This is a genomic window from Sedimentibacter acidaminivorans, from assembly GCF_017873955.1.
GTDB lineage: Bacteria > Bacillota > Clostridia > Tissierellales > Sedimentibacteraceae > Sedimentibacter > Sedimentibacter acidaminivorans.
In genome coordinates this window covers 192,675-216,475 of the sequence record NZ_JAGGKS010000008.1, presented here as the reverse complement: position 1 = coordinate 216,475, position 23,801 = coordinate 192,675, and the positions used below count along the sequence as shown (strand labels likewise).

Annotated in this window: 20 protein-coding genes; 6 read left to right on the top strand and 14 right to left on the bottom strand. The window is 30.3% G+C overall.

Annotated elements, in window-relative coordinates; genetic code table 11:
- The coding region (locus J2Z76_RS13635; protein ID WP_209512629.1) for an IS3 family transposase at positions 1-87 on the top strand (87 nt) is incomplete at its 5' end.
- 63 nt (positions 88-150) lie between these two features.
- Here the strand turns inward: J2Z76_RS13635 and J2Z76_RS13630 are convergent.
- Positions 151-1,392: an MFS transporter gene (locus J2Z76_RS13630; protein WP_245210459.1), complete on the bottom strand. Its 1,242-nt coding sequence runs from the start codon at positions 1,390-1,392 to the stop codon at positions 151-153.
- A 236-nt stretch (positions 1,393-1,628) separates the two neighbouring features.
- Between J2Z76_RS13630 and J2Z76_RS13625 the strand changes: the two genes are divergently transcribed.
- Entirely contained in the window at positions 1,629-2,870 is a 1,242-nt protein-coding gene (locus J2Z76_RS13625) for a cation:proton antiporter (protein ID WP_209512621.1), read from the top strand.
- A gap of 115 nt (positions 2,871-2,985) precedes the next feature.
- Here the strand turns inward: J2Z76_RS13625 and J2Z76_RS13620 are convergent, their stop codons facing one another.
- From J2Z76_RS13620 to alr, 7 genes are all read right to left on the bottom strand, one after another.
- Positions 2,986-3,693: an ABC transporter ATP-binding protein gene (locus tag J2Z76_RS13620; RefSeq protein WP_209512620.1), complete on the bottom strand. Its 708-nt coding sequence runs from the start codon at positions 3,691-3,693 to the stop codon at positions 2,986-2,988.
- Complete coding sequence (locus J2Z76_RS13615) at positions 3,686-4,456, bottom strand: ABC transporter ATP-binding protein (RefSeq protein ID WP_209512619.1); 771 nt, start codon at positions 4,454-4,456, stop codon at positions 3,686-3,688. The genes J2Z76_RS13620 and J2Z76_RS13615 overlap by 8 nt, the downstream gene beginning before the upstream one ends.
- Positions 4,456-5,550, bottom strand: a complete 1,095-nt coding sequence (locus J2Z76_RS13610; protein ID WP_425347568.1) for a branched-chain amino acid ABC transporter permease — start codon at positions 5,548-5,550, stop codon at positions 4,456-4,458. Before J2Z76_RS13610 ends, J2Z76_RS13615 begins: the two co-directional genes overlap by 1 nt.
- Positions 5,551-5,552: 2 nt before the next feature.
- Positions 5,553-6,446: a branched-chain amino acid ABC transporter permease gene (locus tag J2Z76_RS13605; protein WP_209512618.1), complete on the bottom strand. Its 894-nt coding sequence runs from the start codon at positions 6,444-6,446 to the stop codon at positions 5,553-5,555.
- Between the two features lie 103 nt (positions 6,447-6,549).
- Complete coding sequence (locus J2Z76_RS13600; protein WP_209512617.1) at positions 6,550-7,734, bottom strand: ABC transporter substrate-binding protein; 1,185 nt, start codon at positions 7,732-7,734, stop codon at positions 6,550-6,552.
- Positions 7,735-7,966: 232 nt separating this feature from the next.
- The gene (locus tag J2Z76_RS13595; RefSeq protein WP_209512616.1) at positions 7,967-9,190 is read right to left on the bottom strand and encodes a serine hydroxymethyltransferase; all 1,224 of its coding nucleotides are present in this window, start codon (positions 9,188-9,190) and stop codon (positions 7,967-7,969) included.
- Between the two features lie 107 nt (positions 9,191-9,297).
- Positions 9,298-10,425, bottom strand: coding sequence for an alanine racemase (gene alr / locus J2Z76_RS13590; protein WP_209512615.1), 1,128 nt, complete (start codon positions 10,423-10,425; stop codon positions 9,298-9,300).
- A 188-nt stretch (positions 10,426-10,613) separates the two neighbouring features.
- Here alr and J2Z76_RS13585 point away from each other — a divergent pair, with 188 nt between their 5' ends.
- On the top strand, positions 10,614-12,170 hold the full coding sequence (locus tag J2Z76_RS13585; protein WP_209512614.1) for an ABC-F family ATP-binding cassette domain-containing protein: 1,557 nt from the start codon (positions 10,614-10,616) through the stop codon (positions 12,168-12,170).
- A gap of 58 nt (positions 12,171-12,228) precedes the next feature.
- Here J2Z76_RS13585 and J2Z76_RS13580 read toward each other — a convergent pair whose 3' ends face one another.
- From J2Z76_RS13580 to J2Z76_RS13570, 3 genes are all read right to left on the bottom strand, one after another.
- On the bottom strand, positions 12,229-14,565 hold the full coding sequence (locus J2Z76_RS13580; RefSeq protein ID WP_209512613.1) for an S-layer homology domain-containing protein: 2,337 nt from the start codon (positions 14,563-14,565) through the stop codon (positions 12,229-12,231).
- A 173-nt stretch (positions 14,566-14,738) separates the two neighbouring features.
- Positions 14,739-15,659, bottom strand: coding sequence for a tRNA modification radical SAM protein MnmL/YtqA (gene mnmL, locus J2Z76_RS13575; protein WP_209512612.1), 921 nt, complete (start codon positions 15,657-15,659; stop codon positions 14,739-14,741).
- Positions 15,660-15,797: 138 nt separating this feature from the next.
- Positions 15,798-16,907 (bottom strand): AI-2E family transporter, encoded by a 1,110-nt coding sequence (locus J2Z76_RS13570; protein ID WP_209512611.1) that lies wholly within the window; start codon positions 16,905-16,907, stop codon positions 15,798-15,800.
- A 307-nt stretch (positions 16,908-17,214) separates the two neighbouring features.
- On the opposite strand from J2Z76_RS13570, the gene J2Z76_RS13565 reads away from it, so the two are divergent.
- From J2Z76_RS13565 to sdaAA, 3 genes are read left to right on the top strand one after another with little or no spacing between them, the layout of a single operon-like run.
- Positions 17,215-18,225, top strand: a complete 1,011-nt coding sequence (locus J2Z76_RS13565) for an aldo/keto reductase (RefSeq protein ID WP_209512610.1) — start codon at positions 17,215-17,217, stop codon at positions 18,223-18,225.
- 48 nt (positions 18,226-18,273) lie between these two features.
- Positions 18,274-18,957 carry an L-serine ammonia-lyase, iron-sulfur-dependent subunit beta gene (gene sdaAB, locus J2Z76_RS13560; protein WP_209512609.1) on the top strand — a complete coding sequence of 228 codons (684 nt, stop codon included), beginning with the start codon at positions 18,274-18,276 and terminating at the stop codon, positions 18,955-18,957.
- Position 18,958: 1 nt separating this feature from the next.
- Positions 18,959-19,831, top strand: a complete 873-nt coding sequence (gene sdaAA, locus J2Z76_RS13555) for an L-serine ammonia-lyase, iron-sulfur-dependent, subunit alpha (protein ID WP_209512608.1) — start codon at positions 18,959-18,961, stop codon at positions 19,829-19,831.
- 98 nt (positions 19,832-19,929) lie between these two features.
- On the opposite strand, the gene J2Z76_RS13550 is transcribed toward sdaAA, so the two are convergent.
- The 3 genes from J2Z76_RS13550 to J2Z76_RS13540 all read right to left on the bottom strand — a co-directional run bounded on the left by J2Z76_RS13550 (position 19,930) and on the right by J2Z76_RS13540 (position 23,790).
- Positions 19,930-21,627 (bottom strand): M3 family oligoendopeptidase, encoded by a 1,698-nt coding sequence (locus J2Z76_RS13550; protein WP_209512607.1) that lies wholly within the window; start codon positions 21,625-21,627, stop codon positions 19,930-19,932.
- Positions 21,628-21,785: 158 nt separating this feature from the next.
- Positions 21,786-22,154, bottom strand: a complete 369-nt coding sequence (locus J2Z76_RS13545; protein WP_209512606.1) for a manganese catalase family protein — start codon at positions 22,152-22,154, stop codon at positions 21,786-21,788.
- 49 nt (positions 22,155-22,203) lie between these two features.
- On the bottom strand, positions 22,204-23,790 hold the full coding sequence (locus J2Z76_RS13540) for a recombinase family protein (RefSeq protein ID WP_209512605.1): 1,587 nt from the start codon (positions 23,788-23,790) through the stop codon (positions 22,204-22,206).
- Positions 23,791-23,801: the final 11 nt, after the last annotated feature.

Genomic DNA, 23,801 nt, shown 5'->3' with positions numbered 1-23,801 from the left:
ATTTATTACAATAACTTTAGATATCAATGGGGACTAAAAAAGATGACTCCTGTTCAATACAGAAATCATCTTCTTGATGTTGCATAGTCTTTTTTTAATTGTCCTTGACAAAGGGTACATTTTAATATAAAATGGATCCTTGCAGTTTTTTTATAATTTTTTAAATATCATCAATAATGTTACTAATATAAAAGAAGCAGCAATAATCCAAAGTGTTGGTATTGAAATATATTTTATTATGATACTGTTTATTAAGGATCCAGATAAAGCTCCAAACTGAAATATTAATGACCTAGTAGATAGCACAGATGCTCTTATTTCATTTGGTATTTCTCCATTTATAATAACACTTTCAGGTATATTAGCCATTCCAAAAAACAAATATGTTATGGTATAAAGTGCAATAAAAGAAGGTATTCTAGTTTGAATAGCCATTAATATAATTGAGACTGCTAAAGCAAAACGTAGAAGCAGGTACATTTTTTTGTTATCGAACTTCAATTTGTCTATAATTTTTTCGGATAATATACCACCAAACATACCTGCACCTAAATATAGGAACGCTAATATTCCAAGTAGCCAAATCATACTATCGTCTATGAGTAGAAATTTAAAATGAGGTTGCCAATATGTTTCAAGGGCGGATAAAAAAAATCCTGTTGACAAAGTTGATATGAAAATTAGCAGCAATGTTTTATTTTTAATAATTAATGATGAACTATTACGAATATGTTTGGAAATGGGAATGCGCTCATATTTTTTCGTTGTTTGTGTTTCTTTTATAAAAATAAAAGAAATTATTACCGTAACTAAAGTTAGCAATATTCTAGCAATTAGATTTATATTATATCCACTAGTTTCATAAAGAAAATTCCTTGAGATAATGGGTAATAATCCACCAGTTATTGATCCTAAAGATAATCCTAGAGCATCTAACACTTCAAGTCTTGTTGTTATTTTGTGTAATTTGGCTTTTCCATAAACGCCAATGTACCAATCTATAAAAAGAGCATCAAATGAGCCTGAGGATAGGGCTCTGCTTAATCCATATAAAATCATTCCTATACATATTAATAATAAACCATGTCCAAATAAAATAGTGCTAAAACTTGCTATAGATACTAATAATGATAAACAAAAAACATTTTTCCTTCCTAAAATATCTGCTGCTATACCTGTGGGGAGTTCCAAAATAACTACCGTTAATGCGTATAATCCTAAAACTAAAGACAATTTACTAAGAGATAATCCTTTGCTTAGTAAAGTTAAACTTAGAACGGGTATTATAATTCCATGTGAGTATGAGTTAAGCAGTGTTATTAATGAGTAAAGTTTAAGTTTTGTAGGTCTTGAATCATCATATTCCATTGTACTTATTTTATTTTCCGACATTTAAAGCCTCCTGAAATAACGTTATCAATATTCTAACACACCAATTTGCTTAATGCAATTATATTAGTTTCTAAAACAACTAATATAATTTTAAATAATATAAATAAGCATACATTTTTAAAAGAAAAAAACACTTAAAGTTAAGTTTAGTAATACTTTTAAAAAATGCTTGCTATAGTAAAATATTAGGAGTAGTATATTAAAGTTAATATATTTTAGAAAAAGGGTGATAAAAAATGGAGAATGGATCAAAATTTATATTAGACTTAATTCTAATATTAGGAGTTACAAACATAGGTGGTCTATTGTCTGCTAAGTTAAAGCAACCTTCTGTACTTGGGCAAATTCTAGCAGGTTTAATTATCGGACCTGCATTATTAAACCTTGTTGAGCCAAGTAATTTTATTTCAAATTTTGCCGAAATAGGTGTCATACTTTTGATGTTTATGGCTGGCATGGAAACAAATATTATGGAAATGAAGAAATCAGCAGGAAGCTCTACTGTTATAGCTTTAGCTGGAATGATAGTACCATTTGCATTGGGATTTTTAACAATAAAATTAGTTTTTAAAAATGAAGGGATGTATCAAGCTGTATACTCTGGCGTAATCCTTACAGCAACAAGTATTAGTATTACTGTTCAAACATTAAGAGAATTAGGGAAACTAAAAGATAGAACTGGAGTAAACATTATGGGTGCTGCAATTGCAGATGACATAGGTGGTATAATTCTTTTAACCTTAGTTGTTGGAATGTCGGATCCAGTTAATGGATCAAGTCCACTTATGGTAATATTGAAAGTTATAGTATTCTTTGTAATTATACTATTATCTGCTAAAGTGATTAAGCAATTTATGTCGAAATATTCAAGTAAGTTGGCATATTATATAACTCCTTCTAGTATTGCTTTAATAAGTTGTCTTATATTTGCGTATCTAGCAGAAATGTTTGATATGGCAGCAATTATCGGTGCATATTCTGCTGGTTTAATATTTTCTATAATTCCTAATAGCAGAAAAATTGAGCTAGAATTAAATACTATTTGTTATGTAGTTTTTACACCAGTGTTTTTTGCAAACATTGGACTTGGAGTTAGTTTTGAAAATATTAGTTCTGTAATATTTCCAACGATAGTAATTACCATTGTTGCAATAATTAGCAAAGTGTTAGGAGCAGGACTTGGTGCAAAACTAGCCAAATTTACAACAAGAGAGTCACTTCAAATTGGAATAGGTATGATTCCAAGGGGTGAAGTTGCAATAATTACTGCAAATTTAGGCAGAAATGCAGGTATGATAAATGATAGAATTTTTACAGCGATTGTAATAATGTCTATAGTAACGTCGGTTGTCACACCGATACTGTTAAAGAAAAGTTATGGAGTAAAAGTAAATACAAGTAAAAGTGAAAATATAAATCAAAAAGCAAAAACAAACGTAAATGTTAACAAAAATGCAAATGTTAATGCAAACATGTAGGAATATAAAAAAAGAGGTATTTTGACTAATTACATTTATAAAAGTATTCATTTAGTAAAATAAATATAACAAATTAAAAAACCGAGAATTTATCTCGATTTTTAATTTGTTATATTTATTTTTTTGAAGTTCCAAGATATGCATCTTTTATGCGTTGATCCATTAAAAGTTCTTTTCCTGGTCCTTCAATAGTGATAGTACCTGTTTCAAGAACATATCCCATATCAGCAATTTTTAGCGCTTTATTAGCATTTTGTTCTATTAACAGTATTGTAGTACCTTGCTTATTTATTTCTTTAATTATATCGAATATTCCGTTGACTATAAGCGGTGCAAGTCCAAGGGATGGTTCATCCATCATTATTAGTTTTGGTTTAGACATCAGTGCTCTTCCAACAGCTAACATTTGTTGTTCTCCTCCTGAAAGAGTTCCTGCAAACTGCCACGATCGTTCACGTAATCTCGGGAATAAGTCATATACCATTTTAATATTTTCATCTATTCCTTCTTTTTGTAAATATGCACCAATTTTCAAGTTTTCTAATACTGAAAGATTATCAAAAACTCTTCTTCCCTCTGGAACAAGTGTAATCCCTTTAGTAACTATTTCGGTTGTTTCCATATCAGTAATATTTTCGCCTAGGAAGTTTATTTCTCCTTCACTTGCCTTTACTAAACCAACTATGCTTCTTAGAGTTGTACTTTTTCCTGCGCCATTTGCACCTATGAGAGTAACTATTGACTTTTCTGGAACATCTAGGCTTATACCTTTGACAGCAGATATTCCTCCATAATGAACATTTAAATTTCTTATTTTAAGCATCTTCTTCCACCCCCAAATAAGCTTCAATTACCCTTGGGTTGTTTTTAATATCATCTGCAGTTCCTTCTGCTATTAACTGGCCAAAGTCTAAAACATATATTTTATCTGAAATCTCCATTACTAAATTCATATGATGTTCTATCATAAATACTGTTAAATCGAATTCATCTCGAATGTTTCTAATAAATTCTGTTAGTTCCATAGTTTCATGAGGATTCATACCCGCTGCTGGCTCATCTAGTAAAAGTAATTTTGCATCAGTAGCTAGAGCTCTAGCAATTTCTAGTTTTCTTTGTTCTCCATAAGGTAATGAACTTGCAATTTCATCTTTAATACCCAATAATCCAAGTTTATCAAGGAGCATCTCTGATTTTTTACGCATATGATTTTCTTCTTTTATATACCATGGCATGCGCAGTGCACTTGATAAAAAATTGCTTTTTACATTTAAATGATTTGCTATAAGAATATTATCCATAACGGTTAAATTTTTAAATAATCTAATATTTTGAAACGTTCTAGCTATTCCTAACTTTGTTATTTTATCTGGACTTAAGCTAGTAATTTTTTTATCGTTTAAAAATACACTCCCGCTAGTAGGGTTATAAACACCAGTTATTACGTTGAAAGCTGTTGTTTTACCAGCACCATTTGGTCCAATAAGAGCAACAATTTTGCCTTTTTCAACATCAATATTTAAGTTGTTAACTGCTATAACTCCACCAAACTGCATCTTAACATTATCAATTTTTAAAACGCTCATTAGATAGTACCTCCTTTATCAACTTTTCCTTTTTTTGGGAGGCCTTTGCGTCGTTTAAACCAACCTTCAATCATATCCCAAGATAATTCTTTTTGCCCCATAATACCTTGTCTAAAGAAAAGTACTAAAATCATTAGCAAGAAAGAAAATATAACCATTCTAAAGCCTGCTCTAAATATTGGGATATTTACACCTAAAACTGTTAATGGTTCATCAAAAATTCTTAAATATTCAAGTCCAGCTGTAACAACAAATGATCCTATAATAGTACCAGAAACACTTCCCATGCCACCAAGAACTATTATCAATAAGAAGTTGTATGTCATAGTAAAATAAAACTGTTTCGGGTCTACTGTTCCAAGAAGTGATGCAAGTAACCCTCCGCCTATACCAGCAAAAAAGGCTCCAATTGCAAATGATATTACTTTATGCTTAAATAAATTAATCCCCATAGCTTCAGCAGCGATATCATCTTCCCTTATTGCTTTAAATGCCCTTCCATAACTAGAGTTTATTAGCAGAACTATAAATATAATTGATACTATAGCTACACCAAATGTAATCCACATAGTTGGTATACCTGGTATTCGATTTATACCTAAAGCTCCGTTAGTAATAGTTTTCATATTCGTAAAAATTATACGAATAATTTCTGAAAATCCTAGGGTTGCAATTGCTAAATAATCACTTTTCAAGCGAAGTACAGGCATACCGATTAAAATTGAAACTAGTGCAGCTAATAACCCACCGAGAATTAACGCTACGAAAAAAGGCAGTTCAATATTTGCAACTAAAGGATTTTGTGGAACAATATAAAATATTGCTTCACGTAGTTCCACAGGAACCGTGAATACTGCAACAGTAAATGCTCCTATTGCCATAAACCCAGCCTGCCCAAGTGAAAATAAACCGGTAAAACCATTAACTAAATTCATTGATACACTTACAATAGCATAAATTGCTCCTAGGTTTAATATACGTCTTACGTAATTGTCACCTATTGTTTTAGTATCTAAAAGAATTATTATAGAAGCAAAAGCTATTATTATCAGTACAGTTAGACTTCTTCTCATTAATTTTCTATTATTATTTATCATCATACTTTATCCGTCACCTTCTCACCTAATAATCCAGTTGGCTTAACAATTAACACAATAATTAATACAATGAATGCAAAAGCATCTCGATATCCTGTTAATAAAGGTAAAAATGCAACTATCATCATCTCACCCATGCCTAAAATAAATCCACCTATTACTGCTCCAGTAGTGTTTCCTATTCCACCAAGAACGGCTGCAACAAAACACTTTAATCCTGGCATAACGCCCATTAGTGGCATTACAGAAGGATATTTAGCACCCCATAGAACAGCTCCTACAGCGGCAAGTGCAGAACCAATAACAAATGTGGTTGAGATAACCCTATTTATTTTAATACCCATTAATCGAGCTGTTTCATAATCTTTAGAAACTGCTCTCATAGCCATACCTATTTTTGTTTTGTTAGTAATAAATAATACACAAAGTAGCAATATAATTGTAATTATAGGTGTTACTATTGTTGCTACTGATAAAGAAATTCCACCTATGTTTGCAGCTTGAGTTAAGAACGGAATATCCGGAAATCCTTTTGGAACTCCAGTAAATAAATATGTTGCTAAATTTTCAAGAAAGAATGATACACCAATAGCTGATATCATAATTGACATACGTGGTGCATCTCTAAGTGGTTTGTATGCTATCCTTTCTATAACAACCCCTAATATAACGGTGGATATAATGACTAAAACTATTGCAATATACCATGGTAAACTAAAATTAATCATGCTAAACACCATAAAATATGCTGCCATCATAAAAATATCACCATGTGCAAAATTAATTAATCGTAAAATTCCATAAACCATGGTATAACCTATTGCAATAAGTGCATAAAGACTTCCAATAGATATCCCATTTGCTAATTGTTGCATAAATGTTTCAAAAGACATAATTTTTTCCTCCATTAAGGATTACTAAACTGTAAAGATACTTAAATCAATTGAGAGAAAAAAGGGCGAACGACTGTTCGCCCTAATACTTTAAGTTTAGCTTTTATTGTTTTACTTCAACTGTATCTATATAAACAAATTGACCATCTTTAACTGTTTTAATTACAGCTATATTTTTATCAGCATCACCTTCATCAGTGAAGTTAATAACACCTGTTACACCTTCAAAATCTTTAGTAGCAGCTATTGCGTCACGAATTGCAGTACCATCAGTTGAACCTGCACGTTCTATTGCATCTAATACTAGTAGATAAGCATCATAACCTAATGCTGCAACGGCTGGTATTATCGGTTCTGAATCACCAAGTTCTTTTTTATAGCCTTCTACGAAGCTTTTAGCTTCTTCTGTAGCAGGGTCGTTTTCATCAAAAAATGTTGATAAAACAATTCCCTCTGCATCTTTACCTGCAACATCAATTACTGCAGGATTTTCCCATGTATCTCCACCCATTATTGGGCAAGTGATTCCAAGAGCTCTTGCTTGTTTAATTATTAATGGAGCTGTTGTAGCCGAACTTGGTGCAAAGATAACATCAGGATTTTTTGATTTAATATTTGTTAATATAGCGTTAAAATCTGTATCATTAACTTGGAATTCAGATGTAGCTACTATACTATTTTCATCTTCTGTCAATTCTTTGAATGATTTGATAAAGAAGTTACCAAGACCTATAGAGTAGTCATCTCCATTTTGCATTATAACCGCAGCTGTATTAGCACCGCTATTTATTGCGTAAGTTGCCATAACATTACCTTGGAATGGGTCGAGGAAGCATGCCCTGAAATAGAATTCATTACCTTGTGTTACCATAGGGTTTGTGCAAGAAGCTCCCATAGTTGGAATTTTGCTTTGTTTAATAATATCTCCAGCAGCTATTGAAACTCCTGAACCATAAGAACCTATTATTGCTACAACTTTATCTTTTTCAATAAGACGTGTTACAGCTGTTGTAGCTTCACCTTTATCACTTTTGTTATCAACAATAACCAATTCAACTTTTTTTCCTAAAACTTCGCCATATATTTTGTTAGCGTATTTAATTCCGCCAACTTCTTGTGAACCGCCACCGCCGTTTTCTCCAGTGAGGGGTTCAAATACACCAATTTTAATTACATCTGAATCTCCTGAAGCAGTTTCACTAGAAGGCAATGAATCATTTTTAGCACATGCAGTAAATAATGAAAGAACCATAGATAAACATAAAATTAATGACATAAACTTTTTCATATTTATTCTCCTTGTTTTATATAAAATTTATATGATTATAACATCTAAACCTTTGAAAAGCAAGCGATTTTTTCCGCATAAAAAAGACAACTTTGTCACATTCGCGTACATATTACATAATGTGTTTTTAATATCTATACGACATTTGAATAAGTTATATTGAATTATTCATTAATAAGTTAACTAAAAAAAGCTGAACAATTATTTTGTTCAGCTTTTTGCAATTTTAATGTTAATTAAATCTTGAAGTTAAACTAAGCACCCTTTGTTTCAATTTGTCGGAATGTTCATTTTTACTTAATGCAAGGTCAATAATGTCTGCAAGTTCTAACATATCAGATTCTACCATACCTCTTGTAGTTACAGCAGGTGTTCCTATCCTAAGTCCACTTGTAACAAAAGGACTCTCAGGATCAAAAGGAATTGTATTTTTATTAGTTGTAATATGGATTTCATCAAGCATTTTTTCTGCTTCTTTACCTGTTAGTTTTTTATTTCTAACATCAACTAACATTAAATGATTATCTGTTCCTCCAGATACAATTCTGAAACCTTTATCTGTAAGAGCATTGGATAATGTTTTTGCATTAAGTAGTACTTGCTCTTGATAATATTTAAAGTCTTCTTGCATAGCTTCTTTGAAGCATACAGCTTTAGCAGCTATAACATGCATTAAAGGTCCGCCTTGAATTCCAGGAAATATAGCTTTATCAATTTTTTTTGCATGTTCTTGTTTACAAAGTATCATTCCTCCACGAGGTCCTCTTAATGTTTTATGAGTAGTTGTAGTTACAAAATCTGCATGCTCAACAGGGTTAGGGTGTAGTCCTGTTGCTACGAGACCTGCAATATGAGCCATATCAACCATAAAATAAGCACCAACTTCATTTGATATATCTCTGAATTTTTTAAAGTCTATAAATCTTGAATAGGCACTTGCACCAGCAACTATAAGTTTTGGTCTCTCTTTTTTTGCTATTGTTCTAATCTGGTCGTAATCTATAGTTTCTGTTTCTTTATTTACTCCATAAAATGAAATATCAAAATATTTACCTGACATATTTACTGGACTTCCATGTGTCAAGTGTCCACCATGAGATAAGTCCATACCAAGTATTTTGTCACCAGGATTTAGAACTGAGAAGTATACTCCAAAGTTTGCATTAGAACCTGAGTGAGGTTGTACATTAGCATGATCTGCATTAAATATTTTTTTTGCTCTATCACGTGCTAAATCTTCAACTTTATCAACAAATTCACATCCACCATAATATCTTTTGCCTGGATATCCCTCAGCATATTTATTAGTTAAGTGACTTCCCATTGCATCAAGAACTCTTTGTGAAACGAAGTTCTCTGATGCTATAAGCTCGATATTAATATTTTGTCGTTCTTTTTCTTCCATCATTGCACTGTAAAGATCTTGATCATATTCCTTTATTAAGTTTAAGTTCATAGGTACCTCCGTGTGGTTTGTTTAATTATATTTTAACTCAATTTGTAAAAAATGTCCACATATTTAAGAAATTTACAATATATATATTATAGATTGAAGACAAATAATTATATATATTTTCTTGGAAGTCTTAGACTTAAATTTGTCAATACTTCATAAGAAATAGTTTTTCTCACATTTGCAGCATCTTCAACAGTCATTGCTTCATCCGTTCCATCTCCATATACAATTGCAACATCACCAATATGAGGATTTTCTACATTAGATAAATCTATCATGAATTGATCCATGCAAACTTTACCGAGTATAGGACATTTTACGCCGTTAACTATTGTATAACCGTTGTTAGAAAACAACCTAGAATATCCATCAGCATATCCTAGTGGAATTGTACCAACAACTGTAGTTGAATTTGTACTATACAAATGACCATATCCTATTCCTTCACCAGACTCAAGTGTTTTTACATTTGCTATCCTTGCTTTTAGTGTTACACATGGTTTAAAAGTATATTCACTTTTATTTACTTCATTTGAAGGATAGAATCCTGAAAGAATTATACCTGGCCTAACCATGTCAAAGTAGTATTCAGGTAAATCTATTATAGCAGCGCTATTTGCAATGTGTTTAATAGGAATTTCAATATTTATTTTTGTAAGCATGTTTATAAAATCAATATATCTTTTTGCTTGTAAATGCGCTGAAGTTTTATCTTTTTCATCTGCACGAGCAAAATGTGAGTAGGCTCCTTGTATTTTTATATTTTTCATTTTAGAAATCATAGCTATAATATCAGCATTTTCTTCTGTTGGTAAAAATCCAAGTCGGTTCATTCCTGTTTCAACTTTTATATGAATATTAGCAATTTTATTTAATTCTTTTGCAACTTGATTTAATTTTTCAGCATGTTCATAATTATATATAGTAAGGATTATATTGTTGTTGATAGCATCATCATAATATTCTTCAGTAGTATAACCTAAAACTAATATGTCTTTATCTACTATTTCTTGTCTAAGATCTAAAGCCTCACCTATTACAGCTACTGCAAACATATCAACGCCATTTTCTAGATATATTTTAGAGAGTTCGTTTGCTCCCATACCGTAGCTATTAGCTTTGACGACTGCACATATTTTTCTTTGATTACCTACAGCCCTTCTTACTTCTTTGAAGTTATGAATTGCTTTTTTCCTATCAATTTCAACCCAAGCTGGCCTGATTTTTTCGTTCATTTTAACATATCCTCCTAATGTTAATTTTCTAAAACAATTATATCAAATCAAGATAATTAAATCAATCTCCCAAAAAAATGTTTTAAATATAAATAAGAATAAAAAAGCATTTACAATTTAGATAATTTTTATTATTATATTAAGGATTGTAGTTATTAACAGATTAACAATAGAAGGAGTAATTATTAATGAGTGTTTTAGATGTAAAAAATGTAACACATGGTTTTGGTGTACGTGCTATTTTAGAAAATGTATCTTTTAGGCTTTTAAAAGGTGAACACGTTGCTTTAATTGGTGCAAATGGTGAAGGTAAATCAACATTTTTAAATATAATTATAGGTAGTTTAATGCCAGATGAGGGAACCGTAGAATGGTCAAAGCGTGTAACAGTCGGATATCTTGACCAACACTCGGCATTGAAATCGGGGACGACTATACGTGAAAATTTAAGGTTAGCATTTGATTCATTATTTAATATGGAGAAAGAAATGCTAAAACTTTATGAAGATATGGCTGAGGCTGTTGAAAATGAAGTAAATCGAATGATGGATAATGCTGCAGAGATACAAACAATATTGGACAGTAGTGGATTTTATTTTATAGATTCAAAAATTGAAGAGATAGCTAATGGATTAGGACTTGGCGATATAGGCCTTGATAGAAATGTTGATGAATTAAGTGGCGGACAGCGTACTAAGGTTTTATTGACAAAATTATTGCTTCAGAATCCAACGATTTTGTTGCTTGATGAGCCAACAAATTATCTTGATGAAAATCATATACAATGGCTTACAAATTATTTGCAAAATTATGAAAATGCATTTATTTTAATTTCTCATGATATACCTTTTATAAATAGTGTATGTAATATTATATATCACGTTGAAAATTGTAATTTAACTAGGTATGTAGGAAACTATGATGAGTTTAAAAGAATATATGAGATAAACAAACAAAAAGCTGAAAAGGAATATGAAAAACAACAAAGAGAAATAGATAAACTTGAGGATTTTATTGCAAGAAATAAAGCACGTGTTGCAACAAGAGGTATGGCTAACAGCCGAATGAAAAAATTAGATAAAATAGAAATATTAGAGAGACCACGTGATAAGCCAAAACCAACCTTTAAGTTCAAGGAAACAAAGGCCCCAAGTAGATTTTTAATAGATGCTAAGGATTTAGTTATAGGATATGATAAACCATTGACAAGTCCTATGAATTTTCAAATTGAAAGAAATAAAAAAATTGCTATCTGTGGAGTTAATGGACTTGGTAAATCAACCTTATTAAAAACTCTCTTGGGTATTATTCCTCCTGTTAGCGGTACTGTTGAGTTTGGTGAAAATGTTGTTTATGGATATTTTGAACAAGAGGATACTAAGAATAATAATAATACAGCATTAGAGGAGGTTTGGAACGCGTATCCTTCTTTTACAAATCATGAAGTAAGATTAGAACTTGCTAGATGTGGACTAACTACTGATAATATAACTAGTATGATGAAGGTTTTATCGGGTGGGGAGAATGCTAAAGTAAGGTTGTGTAAGATACTTCTTAAAGATTTAAATTTCCTAATTCTTGATGAGCCTACAAATCATTTGGATGTTGAAGCAAAAGATGAGTTAGAAAAAGCTATTATGGAATTTAAGGGTACAGTTTTATTGGTAAGTCATGAACCATATTTTTACAGTAGCTTTATAACAGATGTATGGAATATTGAAGACTTTACTACTAAAATAATTTAGCTTTGAATATAAAAAAATAGGGTCAATTGACCCTATTTTTGATATTAAAGTTTTAGCATTAGTTAAATATTAAAACCACATCTATTATCCCATCAAATATACCAAATATATCATAAAGCTGAGCAGTAATACCAGGTTGTATATCAGATTTTGAACCTAATTTTACGCTTGAGATATTTCCTAATGAGTTTAACGTACATACATAAATTTTAACATTAGAAGAATATTCTATATATGTTATACCATCTATTTGAAATTGATTTGAATAAATTGCTGTTATTTTTATTTTATCTGTTTCAGGCGTAACCTTTTCTATGCTGATTATATTATTTTTTTCAACAACTGATTTAGTATATGTATTTATATACGATGAGAAATTATTACCTGTTTCTGATTTGCTTGAAATATAAAATACATTACTATTATTAAAAAATGAAACTTTATATTTGTTTTCATCTATTTTTGTAAATCCACTTATTAAACCATATACTGTACCGTCAAAATTCTTATCAACTTCAGGAATAGATGGTTCAACGAAATAATTTTCTTTTCGCCCTTTACTAAGATATAAAGCTTCAATGTTACCGTTATGGCTTACTGTTGATTTACCAATTAGATATTTATCTAATTGATTTGGCTTAAGTAATTGATATTTACCACTAAATTCGTAAACAATAAATGTATTAGAAGTAACTTTACTACCGTTTGCAATAAGCTGAGTATCTTCATTATAATAATTTGAAATTGTGTTTGTTGTTTTTAAAGAAATAACCTTTAAATTTCCTTTTGTTACAGGATCAAATTTGACTATATCATTCTTTTTCAAATTTGTGATATATTGTACATTGTAATTTGATCTAGCTTTAGTTACTACACTAGTATTTTCGGCTAAGTAATAAGTTTTTAAAATACCATACTGATCTAAAATTTTAACAGTTGCAAGACTATTGACTCCATTGTTTGAATCTAGAACTATACCATATGTTGATGGCATTTTACCGTAATTTAATATAAATAACTTGACTATATTATTATTTTTGTCTAAAATCAAGCTTACATTATCCTTAATTGAAGCATTCTCTGTAAAGATGAAATTACTAGCAGTTTTATATACTTCATTATTTACTGTGTAGTAGCTTGTATTATCTTTTATTTCAAAATTAGTTACTATTCCTTCGGCTTTTTTTCTTACAACTTCAATAGTAAGCGCGCTTTTTTTAAAAGACGATTCTTCAGTTTCGTAAAAGTAAACTAAATCATTTTCTTTTATTTCATCGAGAGAAGAGACATCGCCATATATATGAAATTTACTATAATTAATTTGTGAGCTTGAATTAATAGGAAGATATTTGCCTGCTAAAGTTTTATCTCCAGGGGAATATAATTTATCATAGTCGATTAAAACTACATCAGTAACACCAGATGATATTACACCAATTACATTACCATTATATGAATCATCTTCATATACTACCTTTATTTTTGAATTTTCCAATGTCTCAAAGTTTCCAACTGCACCATTAAATATAATAGGAATATTAGGTAGTTGAAAAGCCCTAACATTACCAGAAGCATCAGTAACAAAAATTACTCTGTTTGGTAATATACTTGTGACATTACCTGAAAATTCGTTAAATCTTGGATTGTTCATATAGACAGTATCACCGTCCAGATTACAATAAACATCCCATTTGTTAAATAAATAATTGGTATAATCAAAATTATCATTTGTTTTTAAGGCATCTAATTTTATTTCTTTAGTAGTCATTGATCCTATTAAAGACAATAGTTTTTTACCTGTATTGTATATACTATTATTTTCTTTAACTTTTACTAAATTACAATTTAATGCATTATAAAGCATTATAGATATATCTCTACGAGATGCATAACCTGTTCTATTGCTTATATTTTTAAATAGATTTAATTCTTCAGCTTTTTCATAATAATTGCTCGGCCAATTTCCACCAAGCGATTCGTCAGTGTAACCTAACAAACGTACTATCATGGTAGTTGCTTCTTCAAACTTAATAAAATTGTCTGGATCATATGTATTACTAGATGTTCCCTTAACAATGTTCAGAACATTGGCAAGTTCAACATAGCTTTCAGCCCAATGACCTTCCATATCATCATATATACTGGTCATGTTTTTGGAATATTCATAATATCCTGCAGCAATTGTAACTATTTTAGCCATTTCAGCACGTGTAACTGGCTTATCAGGCTTAAATGTATTGTCAGGATAGCCACTTATAATCCCATAGTTTGATAATAAGCTTACAGCTGGCTCGCTAGAATCACCTCCTATATCAGAATATATATGAGGGTAAGCATATGTTGTATTTAAAGAGAACACACAAATTAAAATGATCATAATTAATAATTTCTTCATTTATCTTCACCCATTTTTAATATAAAACATTAAAAAATTATAAATGTCATATACAATATTATCACCTTTTACCATTAATTTATTAATATAATAAAAAAATACTATTTTGTCATAGTATTTCTTTTACTAGTTTAATTATAATGTAAAAATTTTAATACAGTGTTACATTAAAATTACAATGCACTTTTTATACCTTGAATACTTTGTCTATATTTTAATTCTCTATCTATTTCAGATAATACTTTAAGTTTATTTAAACTCCAAAGAGGAGCAATTAAATCTGATTTTTTCCCATCACCAGTCAATCTGTGTATTATTATATTTGAATTTAATAACTCTAATATATCACATATAATATCAACATATTCATCTTGTGATAACATATGAAAGCAATTTTTATTAAAGTATTTTTCTAAATCCGTGTTTTTTAGTATGTGAAGCATATGAAGTTTAATTCCCCATAAGTTCAAATTATCTATATATTTAGCTGATTTTAGTATTTGTTGTTTTGTTTCGTTTGGAAGCCCAATGATTAAGTGTGCTACTACTCTAATGTTACTTTCTGTCAGAAGATTTACGGCTGTATCGAATGCAGCTAACTTGTACCCTCTACGGATAAACATCGAAGTCTCTTCATTTATAGTTTGTAAACCAAGTTCAATCCACAAGAAAGTCTTAGAATTTATTTCATGCAAGAGTTCAACAATTTCTTTATTTATGCAATCAGGTCTTGTAGCTATAGCTAATCCTTTTATATTTGGACAACTTAGTGCTTCATAAAATTTTATCCTCAAGTTTTCAACAGAGTCATAAGTATTAGTATAGTTTTGAAAATAAGCAATATATGTGTTACTTACCCATTTCTTAGACATAAATTCTTTTTGTTCACAAATTTGTGTTGAAATTGTCTTTGTTCTATCTGAAGTAAAGTCGCCTGAACCCCTTTCACTGCAAAATATACAGCCCTTATCGCTTATTTTTCCATCTCTATTTGGACAAGTAAAGTTACCATCTATTGATAGCTTTATAGCTTTTTCTCCAAATACCTTTTTTAATTCATAGTCAAGAGTATGATATCGTTTATCATTCCACATTTTTTTCACCAATCCCTGTTATAAAAGATAAATTTAAAAAGTTATACACAGCTCCTGCAAATTTAATTATTAAGTTATGCACAGATTTGATATCTTTTTCGATAGTTGTCAACAGATTTATCCACAATTGTTGAAAAATTAGATATTTTCATGAGGCAAATGAATATTTTTATCTTTTAATTTAATATTTATATATGCATCTGCAGAAGTTTTAATTAATGCAACAATTGGAGTTGCTAAAAACATTCCTATTATTCCAAATAATCCACCACCTATAATTATAGAAATTATAATTATTATAGGTTTAATAGATAGTCTAATTCCAATAATTTTTGGGCCAAGAATCATTCCATCAAATTGTTGCAATAATAAAATGAAAATTGCCATAAAAATTCCCTTTGTTGGATTATTCAATAAGGCTACTAATGTTACGGGTACTCCACCTATAAAAGCTCCAAAGTAAGGAATTACATTCGTCACTCCAACAATTAATCCGTCAATTAGTGGGTAGGGAGAATTTATTATATATTTCGAACCTAAAAATGCTATAAAACCAATCAAAATAGAATCTAATAATTTTCCGATTATGAAGGTGGTTACATTTTTATTAAGAGAATAACCTATATAAACTATATCATCAGCATATTTTTTTTCAAACAAACTATGGCAAAGTTTATAAAACCAATTCTCAAAATTTTCTTTATCCATTAAAATATAAACTGATATAATTACAGCAAGAATAAAGTCCCATACTGCGGCAAAAATATCTATCACATGTCCTATAGCAATATTTATAAATGTTGTTAATAAAGAAGTAAATTTCTGAGCAAAATTAAATAAGTATTCCTGTAGTGTAAAATAAAAAGATTCAGTCCCACCGAATATACTATAATTTCCAATAAGATTTGAAACATAACGATTCGCAGAAAAGAAAAGTTTAGGTAAATCTTTTAAAAGTAAAGATAAATTATGAATAATACTAGGTGCAATAACTGTAATAATAATACTGATTATTCCAAAAAACATTATGTATGTTAGTAATATTGAAAAACTTCTACTTTTTATTTTAACTTTATACTGGAAAAATATCAATAGAGGATTTAGTAAAACTGCAATAAATAAACCTAAGAAAATTGGCAGGCATATTTTTATTATTATTGATAAACCATTTTCTAAATATAAAAATCTAAAAATAATTACATATACTATGAATATTGGTATTAGTATAAAAAAGTTTTTATTTTTCACAGCTATCTCCTTAAAATTAAATCACTTCTAGAAAGAAAAAGGAACTTTATACTTATTAATATTAAAATATTTAAATAATATGAATAAAATAGAGTAGTTGGGTAATAACTATATTATATAATACTTTTTCAATCTTCTTCCAAACATATAAACATCCCATAAAATATAATTTTATGGGATGTTATGTTTTACAATTAGTATGGATGATGTAACTTCAATATTAATTGACGTTAATATGCATATGTTATATAATTGTATAAAAATAACATATGGTTTAAATATATTGTTATAGGAGGATGAGTAGAAAATGAGGACAAAATTATTAGGGAATACTGGTATGGAAGTTTCAGTGGTAGGTTTTGGCGGTATACCTATCCAAAGAGTAACGCAGGAAGAAGCAACAAAAATTATTTTAGAATGTAAAAATAGAGGAATTAATTTTATAGATACTGCAAGAGCATATACAGTAAGTGAAGAGTATATTGGGAATGCTCTTAAGTATGTAGGTAGAGAAAATTTTTATATTGCTACTAAAGCCATGGGATATACATATGATGATATGAAAAAATCAATTGAACTTAGTTTAGAAGCTATGGATATAGATTATATAGATTTATATCAAATTCATAATGTAAGTAAAATAGAGCAGCTAGATATGATTTTGTCTAGCGAGGGTGCATTGAAAGCATTGGTTGAAGCTAAAGAAAAAGGACTAATAAAACATATAGGTATTACAGGTCATATATGTGAGATATTAATTGAGGCATTAAATTGTGAAGATTTTGAAACAATTCAATTTCCATTTAATCCAGTTGAATCACAGGGTACAGAATTGTTTAAAAAAGCGTTAGAGCGTGGAATGGGAACAATTGCTATGAAGCCTATAGCAGGCGGAGCATTTAGTAAGCCAGAACTATCATTGAAATACATATTAAATAGTGATTTAATTACAGTTGCTATACCAGGTATGGATTCAGTTGAGCAAGTAGTAAAAAATTCCTCAATTGGTGATAGTAAGTTAGAGTTGACTGAAGAAGAAATTGTCGAACTAAACCGAGAGGTTAAAGATCTTGGAAATGATTTTTGTAGAAGGTGTGGATACTGTAAGCCATGTCCAGAAGGAATAGATATTCCGAATGTTTTTATTTTTGAAGGATATGTAACAAGATATAATTTAGTTGAATTTGGAAAAGATAGGTATAATTCAATGCCTATTAAGGCAGATTCATGTGTGCGTTGTGGTAAATGTGAATCAAGATGTCCGTACAACCTTCCAATAATTAATAAGCTTAAGCATGCCGTAGAGACATTTAAATAATATAAAATTATAAATTAATTGTAATATGCATACGAGAGGAGAGTAAAAATGAGGGATTATGGAGTTTTTGATATAATTGGACCTGTTATGATTGGACCATCAAGTTCTCATACGGCAGGGGCTGCTAGATTAGCGAAAGTTGCAAGAATGATCGCGGGAGGAAAGGTTATAAAGGTTGATTTTTTACTCCATGGTTCTTTTGCTAAAACGTATAAAGGACATGGTACAGATAAGGCATTAGTTGCAGGTATACAAAATATGGATCCATGGGATGAAGCATTAAGAAATTCTTTTGAAATTGCAAATAAAAATAATGTTGCTTATAATTTTTTAGAAACTGACTTAGGTGATGTTCACCCAAATACAGTAAAATTTATTATTACAAAAGAAGACGGAAGTGTAACACAAGTAACAGGATCATCAATAGGGGGAGGAAATATTATTATTTCTGATATTGATGGACAAAAAGTTGAATTTACTGGTGAACATCCAACATTGTTGACTCAACATAAAGATTTGCCAGGTATTATATCTAAAATATCATCTATTTTGTATGAAGAGAACATAAACATTGCAAGTATGAAGGTTTATAGAAATGGGAAAGGTAAAGTAGCTACATTGGCACTAGAGACAGATAGTATTTTATCAGAAAAAGTAATGAACTTGGTAGGAGAAATTAAAGAAATAGTTAATGTAAAATTTATAAACCCAGTTGTGGAAGGAGCTTTCTGATATGTTTGTGTCGAGTGGTAAGGAATTAATTGAAATATGCAATAAAGAAAACATAGCTATATGGGAATATACTATAAGGGGAGAAATAGAAAAAAGTGGGCTTAAAAGGACACAAGTTATAGATAAAATGAAGCATAATTTAAGCGTCATGATGAGTTCCTCTTTATATGCTCAGGAAAACAATGTGGTATCCGTAAGTGGATTAATTGGTGGGGATGCTTTAAAAATAAAACAATATGCTAATATAGGAGAAACTTTAACAGGGGATTTTATGGTAAGGGCTATGGCTAGAGCAATATCATCTTCTGAAGTAAATGCAGCTATGGGAAGAATTGTTGCATGCCCAACAGCAGGATCTTGCGGAATTTTACCAGCTGTTGTTATTTCAGCATGGGAAAAATTAAAAAAATCAGAAGAAGATTTGGTTCATGCACTATTTACTGCATCAGGTGTTGGCATTATAATAGCTAAGAATGCAACCATTGCGGGGGCAGAGGGAGGATGCCAAGCTGAATGTGGTTCTGCCGCTGCAATGGCATCTGCAGCAGTTGTAGAAATGATGGGTGGTTCCCCTGAACAAGCTTTTGATGCAGCTGCAATTGTAATAAAAAATGTTCTTGGACTTGTTTGTGACCCTGTAGCTGGGTTAGTAGAAGTTCCTTGTGCAAAAAGAAATATTGCGGGAACTGTAAGTGCACTAACTACTGCAGATATAGCTATGAGTGGAGTAAAAAGTAAAATTCCATTTGATGAAGTAGTTTGGGCTATGTATAAGGTAGGAAGGCAACTACCTCCTGAATTGAGAGAGACAGCTATGGGTGGAATAGCAATTACTCCAACTGCTCTAAAACTAAAGGAAGAGATATTTAAATAATCATATAAAAAGTGTATAAAGTAGATTACTTATACACTTTTTATATGATTTGTTTTGTATAAAAGAAAAATCATAATAGATACATTTAATTTTCATTATTATAATTTAGTGTCATCAATTAAATCAAGCCAATTTTTTATAGGGGTTATAATTGATTCGATAGTAGAATTTTGAAAAGGGCTTTTAAGATTTCCTTCTTTTAATAGTTCCAAGAAAGGCTTACTACCTCCAACTTTGCATAAATGCAAATATTCATTCCAAGCTTTTTCTCGGTCACCTAAGTTAAATTTTACCCAGTATTGAAAAGCACATACTTGAGCTAATGTATAATCTATATAGTAGAAAGGATTGCCAAATATATGTCCTTGCTTGAACCAATATCCTCCATTTTCATAAAACTCATTATCACCATAATCTATGAATGGTAGATATTTTCTTTCAATTTCTCTCCATAAAGTTCTTCTTTCTTTTGGAGTCATATTTGGGTTTTCATAAACTTTATGTTGAAATTCATCAACAGTAACTCCATAAGGAATAAATAAAATAGCATCTGATAAATGGGAAAATTTATATTTTAGCTCATTTTCTTCAAAGAACAAGTTCATCCAAGGCCATGTTATGAATTCCATGCTCATTGAATGAATTTCGCAGGCTTCATAAGTTGGAAAGATTAATTCTGGATACTTAATGTGACTGCTTTCATAAACTTGAAAAGCATGACCTGCTTCATGTGTTAAAACATCAACATCTCCTGATGTTCCATTGAAATTAGCGAAGATAAATGGAGATTTATAGTTTTGTATATAAGTACAATACCCTCCAGATTGTTTGTTTGGTTTTGTTTCTAGGTCAAACAAATCTCGCTCCACCATATAGCTAAAGAATTCTTTTGTCTCTGGCGATAATTCGCTGTACATTTTTTTAGCATTAATTAACATCCAATCCTTATCACCTTTTGGATTTGCATTACCTGTAGTAAAATTTAAATTCTTATCATAGTACTTGAAATCACTTAAGCCTAGTCGTTTTGCTTGTCTTTTACGTAACTCAATAGATAATGGTACAATGTACTTTAAAACTTGATTTCTATATTTTTCTACATCATTTGCATCATATTCCGAACGAAGCATTCTTATATAAGCTAATTCTACAAAGTTTTTATATCCTAATTTAGTTGCGATCTTGTGTCTTATTTTAACCATCTTATCAAATATTTCATCAAATTTATGTATATTTTCTTCGAAAAATTTGCTGTATTTTTCATGCGCTTCTTTTCTTATTTTTCTTTCAGATGATTGCATGTAAGGTTGCATTTGAGATAAATTTAATGTCTTATTATTAAAATTTATTTTTGCAGATGAAATTAATTTGTCATATTCACTTTGCAGCTTATTTTCTTCTTGAAGGTCAGAGATAACATTATCAGAAAATGACTTAATTTGCATTTCTGCCATAGTGAAGTATTGTGGATAGATTTTTTTCTTAAGTTCATCTTTAAATTTCGAGTTAATTAAGGCTTTGTAATAGTTAACCGTCAAGCTTTGAAATATTGGAGATGTATTATCCATGTATTCATTTTCTGCATCATAAAATTCATCAGAAGTATCTATTGAATGACGTATAGCAACTAGATTCATCATGGTATCTATATTTTTTGACAAATTATTTATTTCATTTATAATATTACACTGCTCATCTGCTGTTTTAGAATTATTGAATTTTTCTATTAAAGATTGATATTGAATCCTTATAGTATCAATATCGGGTCGAGTATATTTGTATTCCTTAAAATTCATATAAACCTCCAAGACTATTATATTTTTTCCTAAATGTATATTAACACAATTATCCAAAAAAATACATATATTTATAAAAAAGCCTATAAGATAGACATTAAATATATATCATATAGGCATAGTAATAATAAAAATTTGTATTGAGTTATATTCTATAATTAATAAAATTTTTTATTTGCTGTATATTCTTCTACTAATCTCAAAGCTTCTCCAAATCTTTGGAAATGGACAATTTCTCTTTCTCTAAGCCATCTTAGTGTATCTTTTACAAGGGGGTCATCGGTTAATTTAATAAGATTTTCATAAGTCACCCTTGCCTTTTGCTCTCCTGCTAAGTCATTGTATAAATCTGCTATAGGTTCTCCTTTCGCTTGAGTATATGTGGCTGTCCATGGTGATCCGCTTCCATCTAGATAAAAAGGACAAGTTTCATGGTTAGCATAATAGCCTCCGAAACCTGCTGCTACAAGTTCGTCTCTAGTAGCACCTTCTAAGAGTTTTTTAAATAATGTTGCAACCATTTCCATATGCCCAAGTTCTTACTACCCAAGGGGTTGTCGGTTTTAAATTTCGTTGCTATTTAGCCCTTCGTGGATATACAATTAATTCAAAGTCATCAAAGTTCTTATCTTTACCAACTCGTTTAGTTTTAGTGTAAACTGCTTTTGATACTACTTCGCACAGCAGGGCATTTTTTACTTCTGGGTCATCGATAGAATAATACACTTCAAGTACATGTTCCACTTTTGGTATAAACTCTATTAGTTTTTTATGATACTTTGCATAATCTTCTAAAGACTTATTTAGTATATCTAGATTGGTTTTGGCCTCATTAAGTTTCTCATTAATTATTTTAGATCTATCTATAAATACTTTTGCTGTATATATACCTTTCTCTAACAAATCATGTATATTATTCATTTGATTGTTAAGCCCTGTTATTTCTCCTTTTAATTTTTCAACTGTTTTCTTTTTAACTTCTATTTCTGTATTACTAACAGTTTCTTTATTTTCAATACTTAGCTGCAGCTGATAGTCAGTAAGCCACTGTTTTAATGATACCAGTATTCTATCTTCTACATAAGATAAATATGAACTTATATTTTTACATCCCGATTGTGGACAAATTAATGCATCAGGAGTTCTATTTGGGTATGGCCGACGAACCATCTTTTTACCACACAGCCCACATACAATTAGGCTTGATAATGGATTCTTGATAGGCTTCTTGTTTGGTGCTGGTTTTGGCTTATTATTTTTTAAGTATTCCTGCGTTTTATTAAACAGATCCTCATCTATTATTGCTTCATGTAATCCGTCATAAAGGAGCCAATCATCCTCATCAGCACGTGGACGTTCAATAGTTATTACTCCATCTTGCATTTTTTTAATTTCAGGTCTACAGTTCCATCTTACTTTACCATTGTAAACGGGGTTTCTTATTAGTTCAAGTATACGTGATGGACTCCAAGAGTCACCTACTGCAGGAGCTATTTTTAGTTCGTTTAATTTATTAGCTATTAATGTTGAGCCTAATCGTTTTATAGTTCCGTCTGGTTGCTCTTCACCTATAGAGTAAAGTTCAAATATCATCTTTATAACAGATGCTTCTTCAGGTATTATTTTTAAAGTATACCCTTTTTGACCTTCTAATTTTACTATTTCATATCCATATGGTTTTTTATTACCGACCCACTTACCTTCTTTTACAGAGGATATTCTACCAGCCTGTAATCTTCGATTTATCGTCTTATATTCTCGCCTTGACATAAATAGTCCGAACTCAAAATATTCTTCGTCAAATTCGTTATCTGGGGCGTAGGTCTTCATTGGAGTGATGATTTTGGTATTCGAATATTTAAAAGTTTGTGCAACTAGTCCCTGATCTATAGTATCGCCCCTAGCAAGACGTTCTACTTCCATAACCAATACTCCAGCCCACATTCTTTTTTCCACATCACCTAGCAGCTGCTGCATCACAGGACGAGCTGTTATTGTTTCACCTGATACGACTTCCTTATATATTTTTACAATATTTAATTTTTGCTTTTTAGCAAGGTCCATCAAGGCACGTTCATGCCTAGCAAGAGTTTCACCTTCACCATGCGTTTCAGCTTCTAAATCTGCCCTTGATTTTCTTAAGTATATGCAGTATTTTTTCATAACCTCACCTT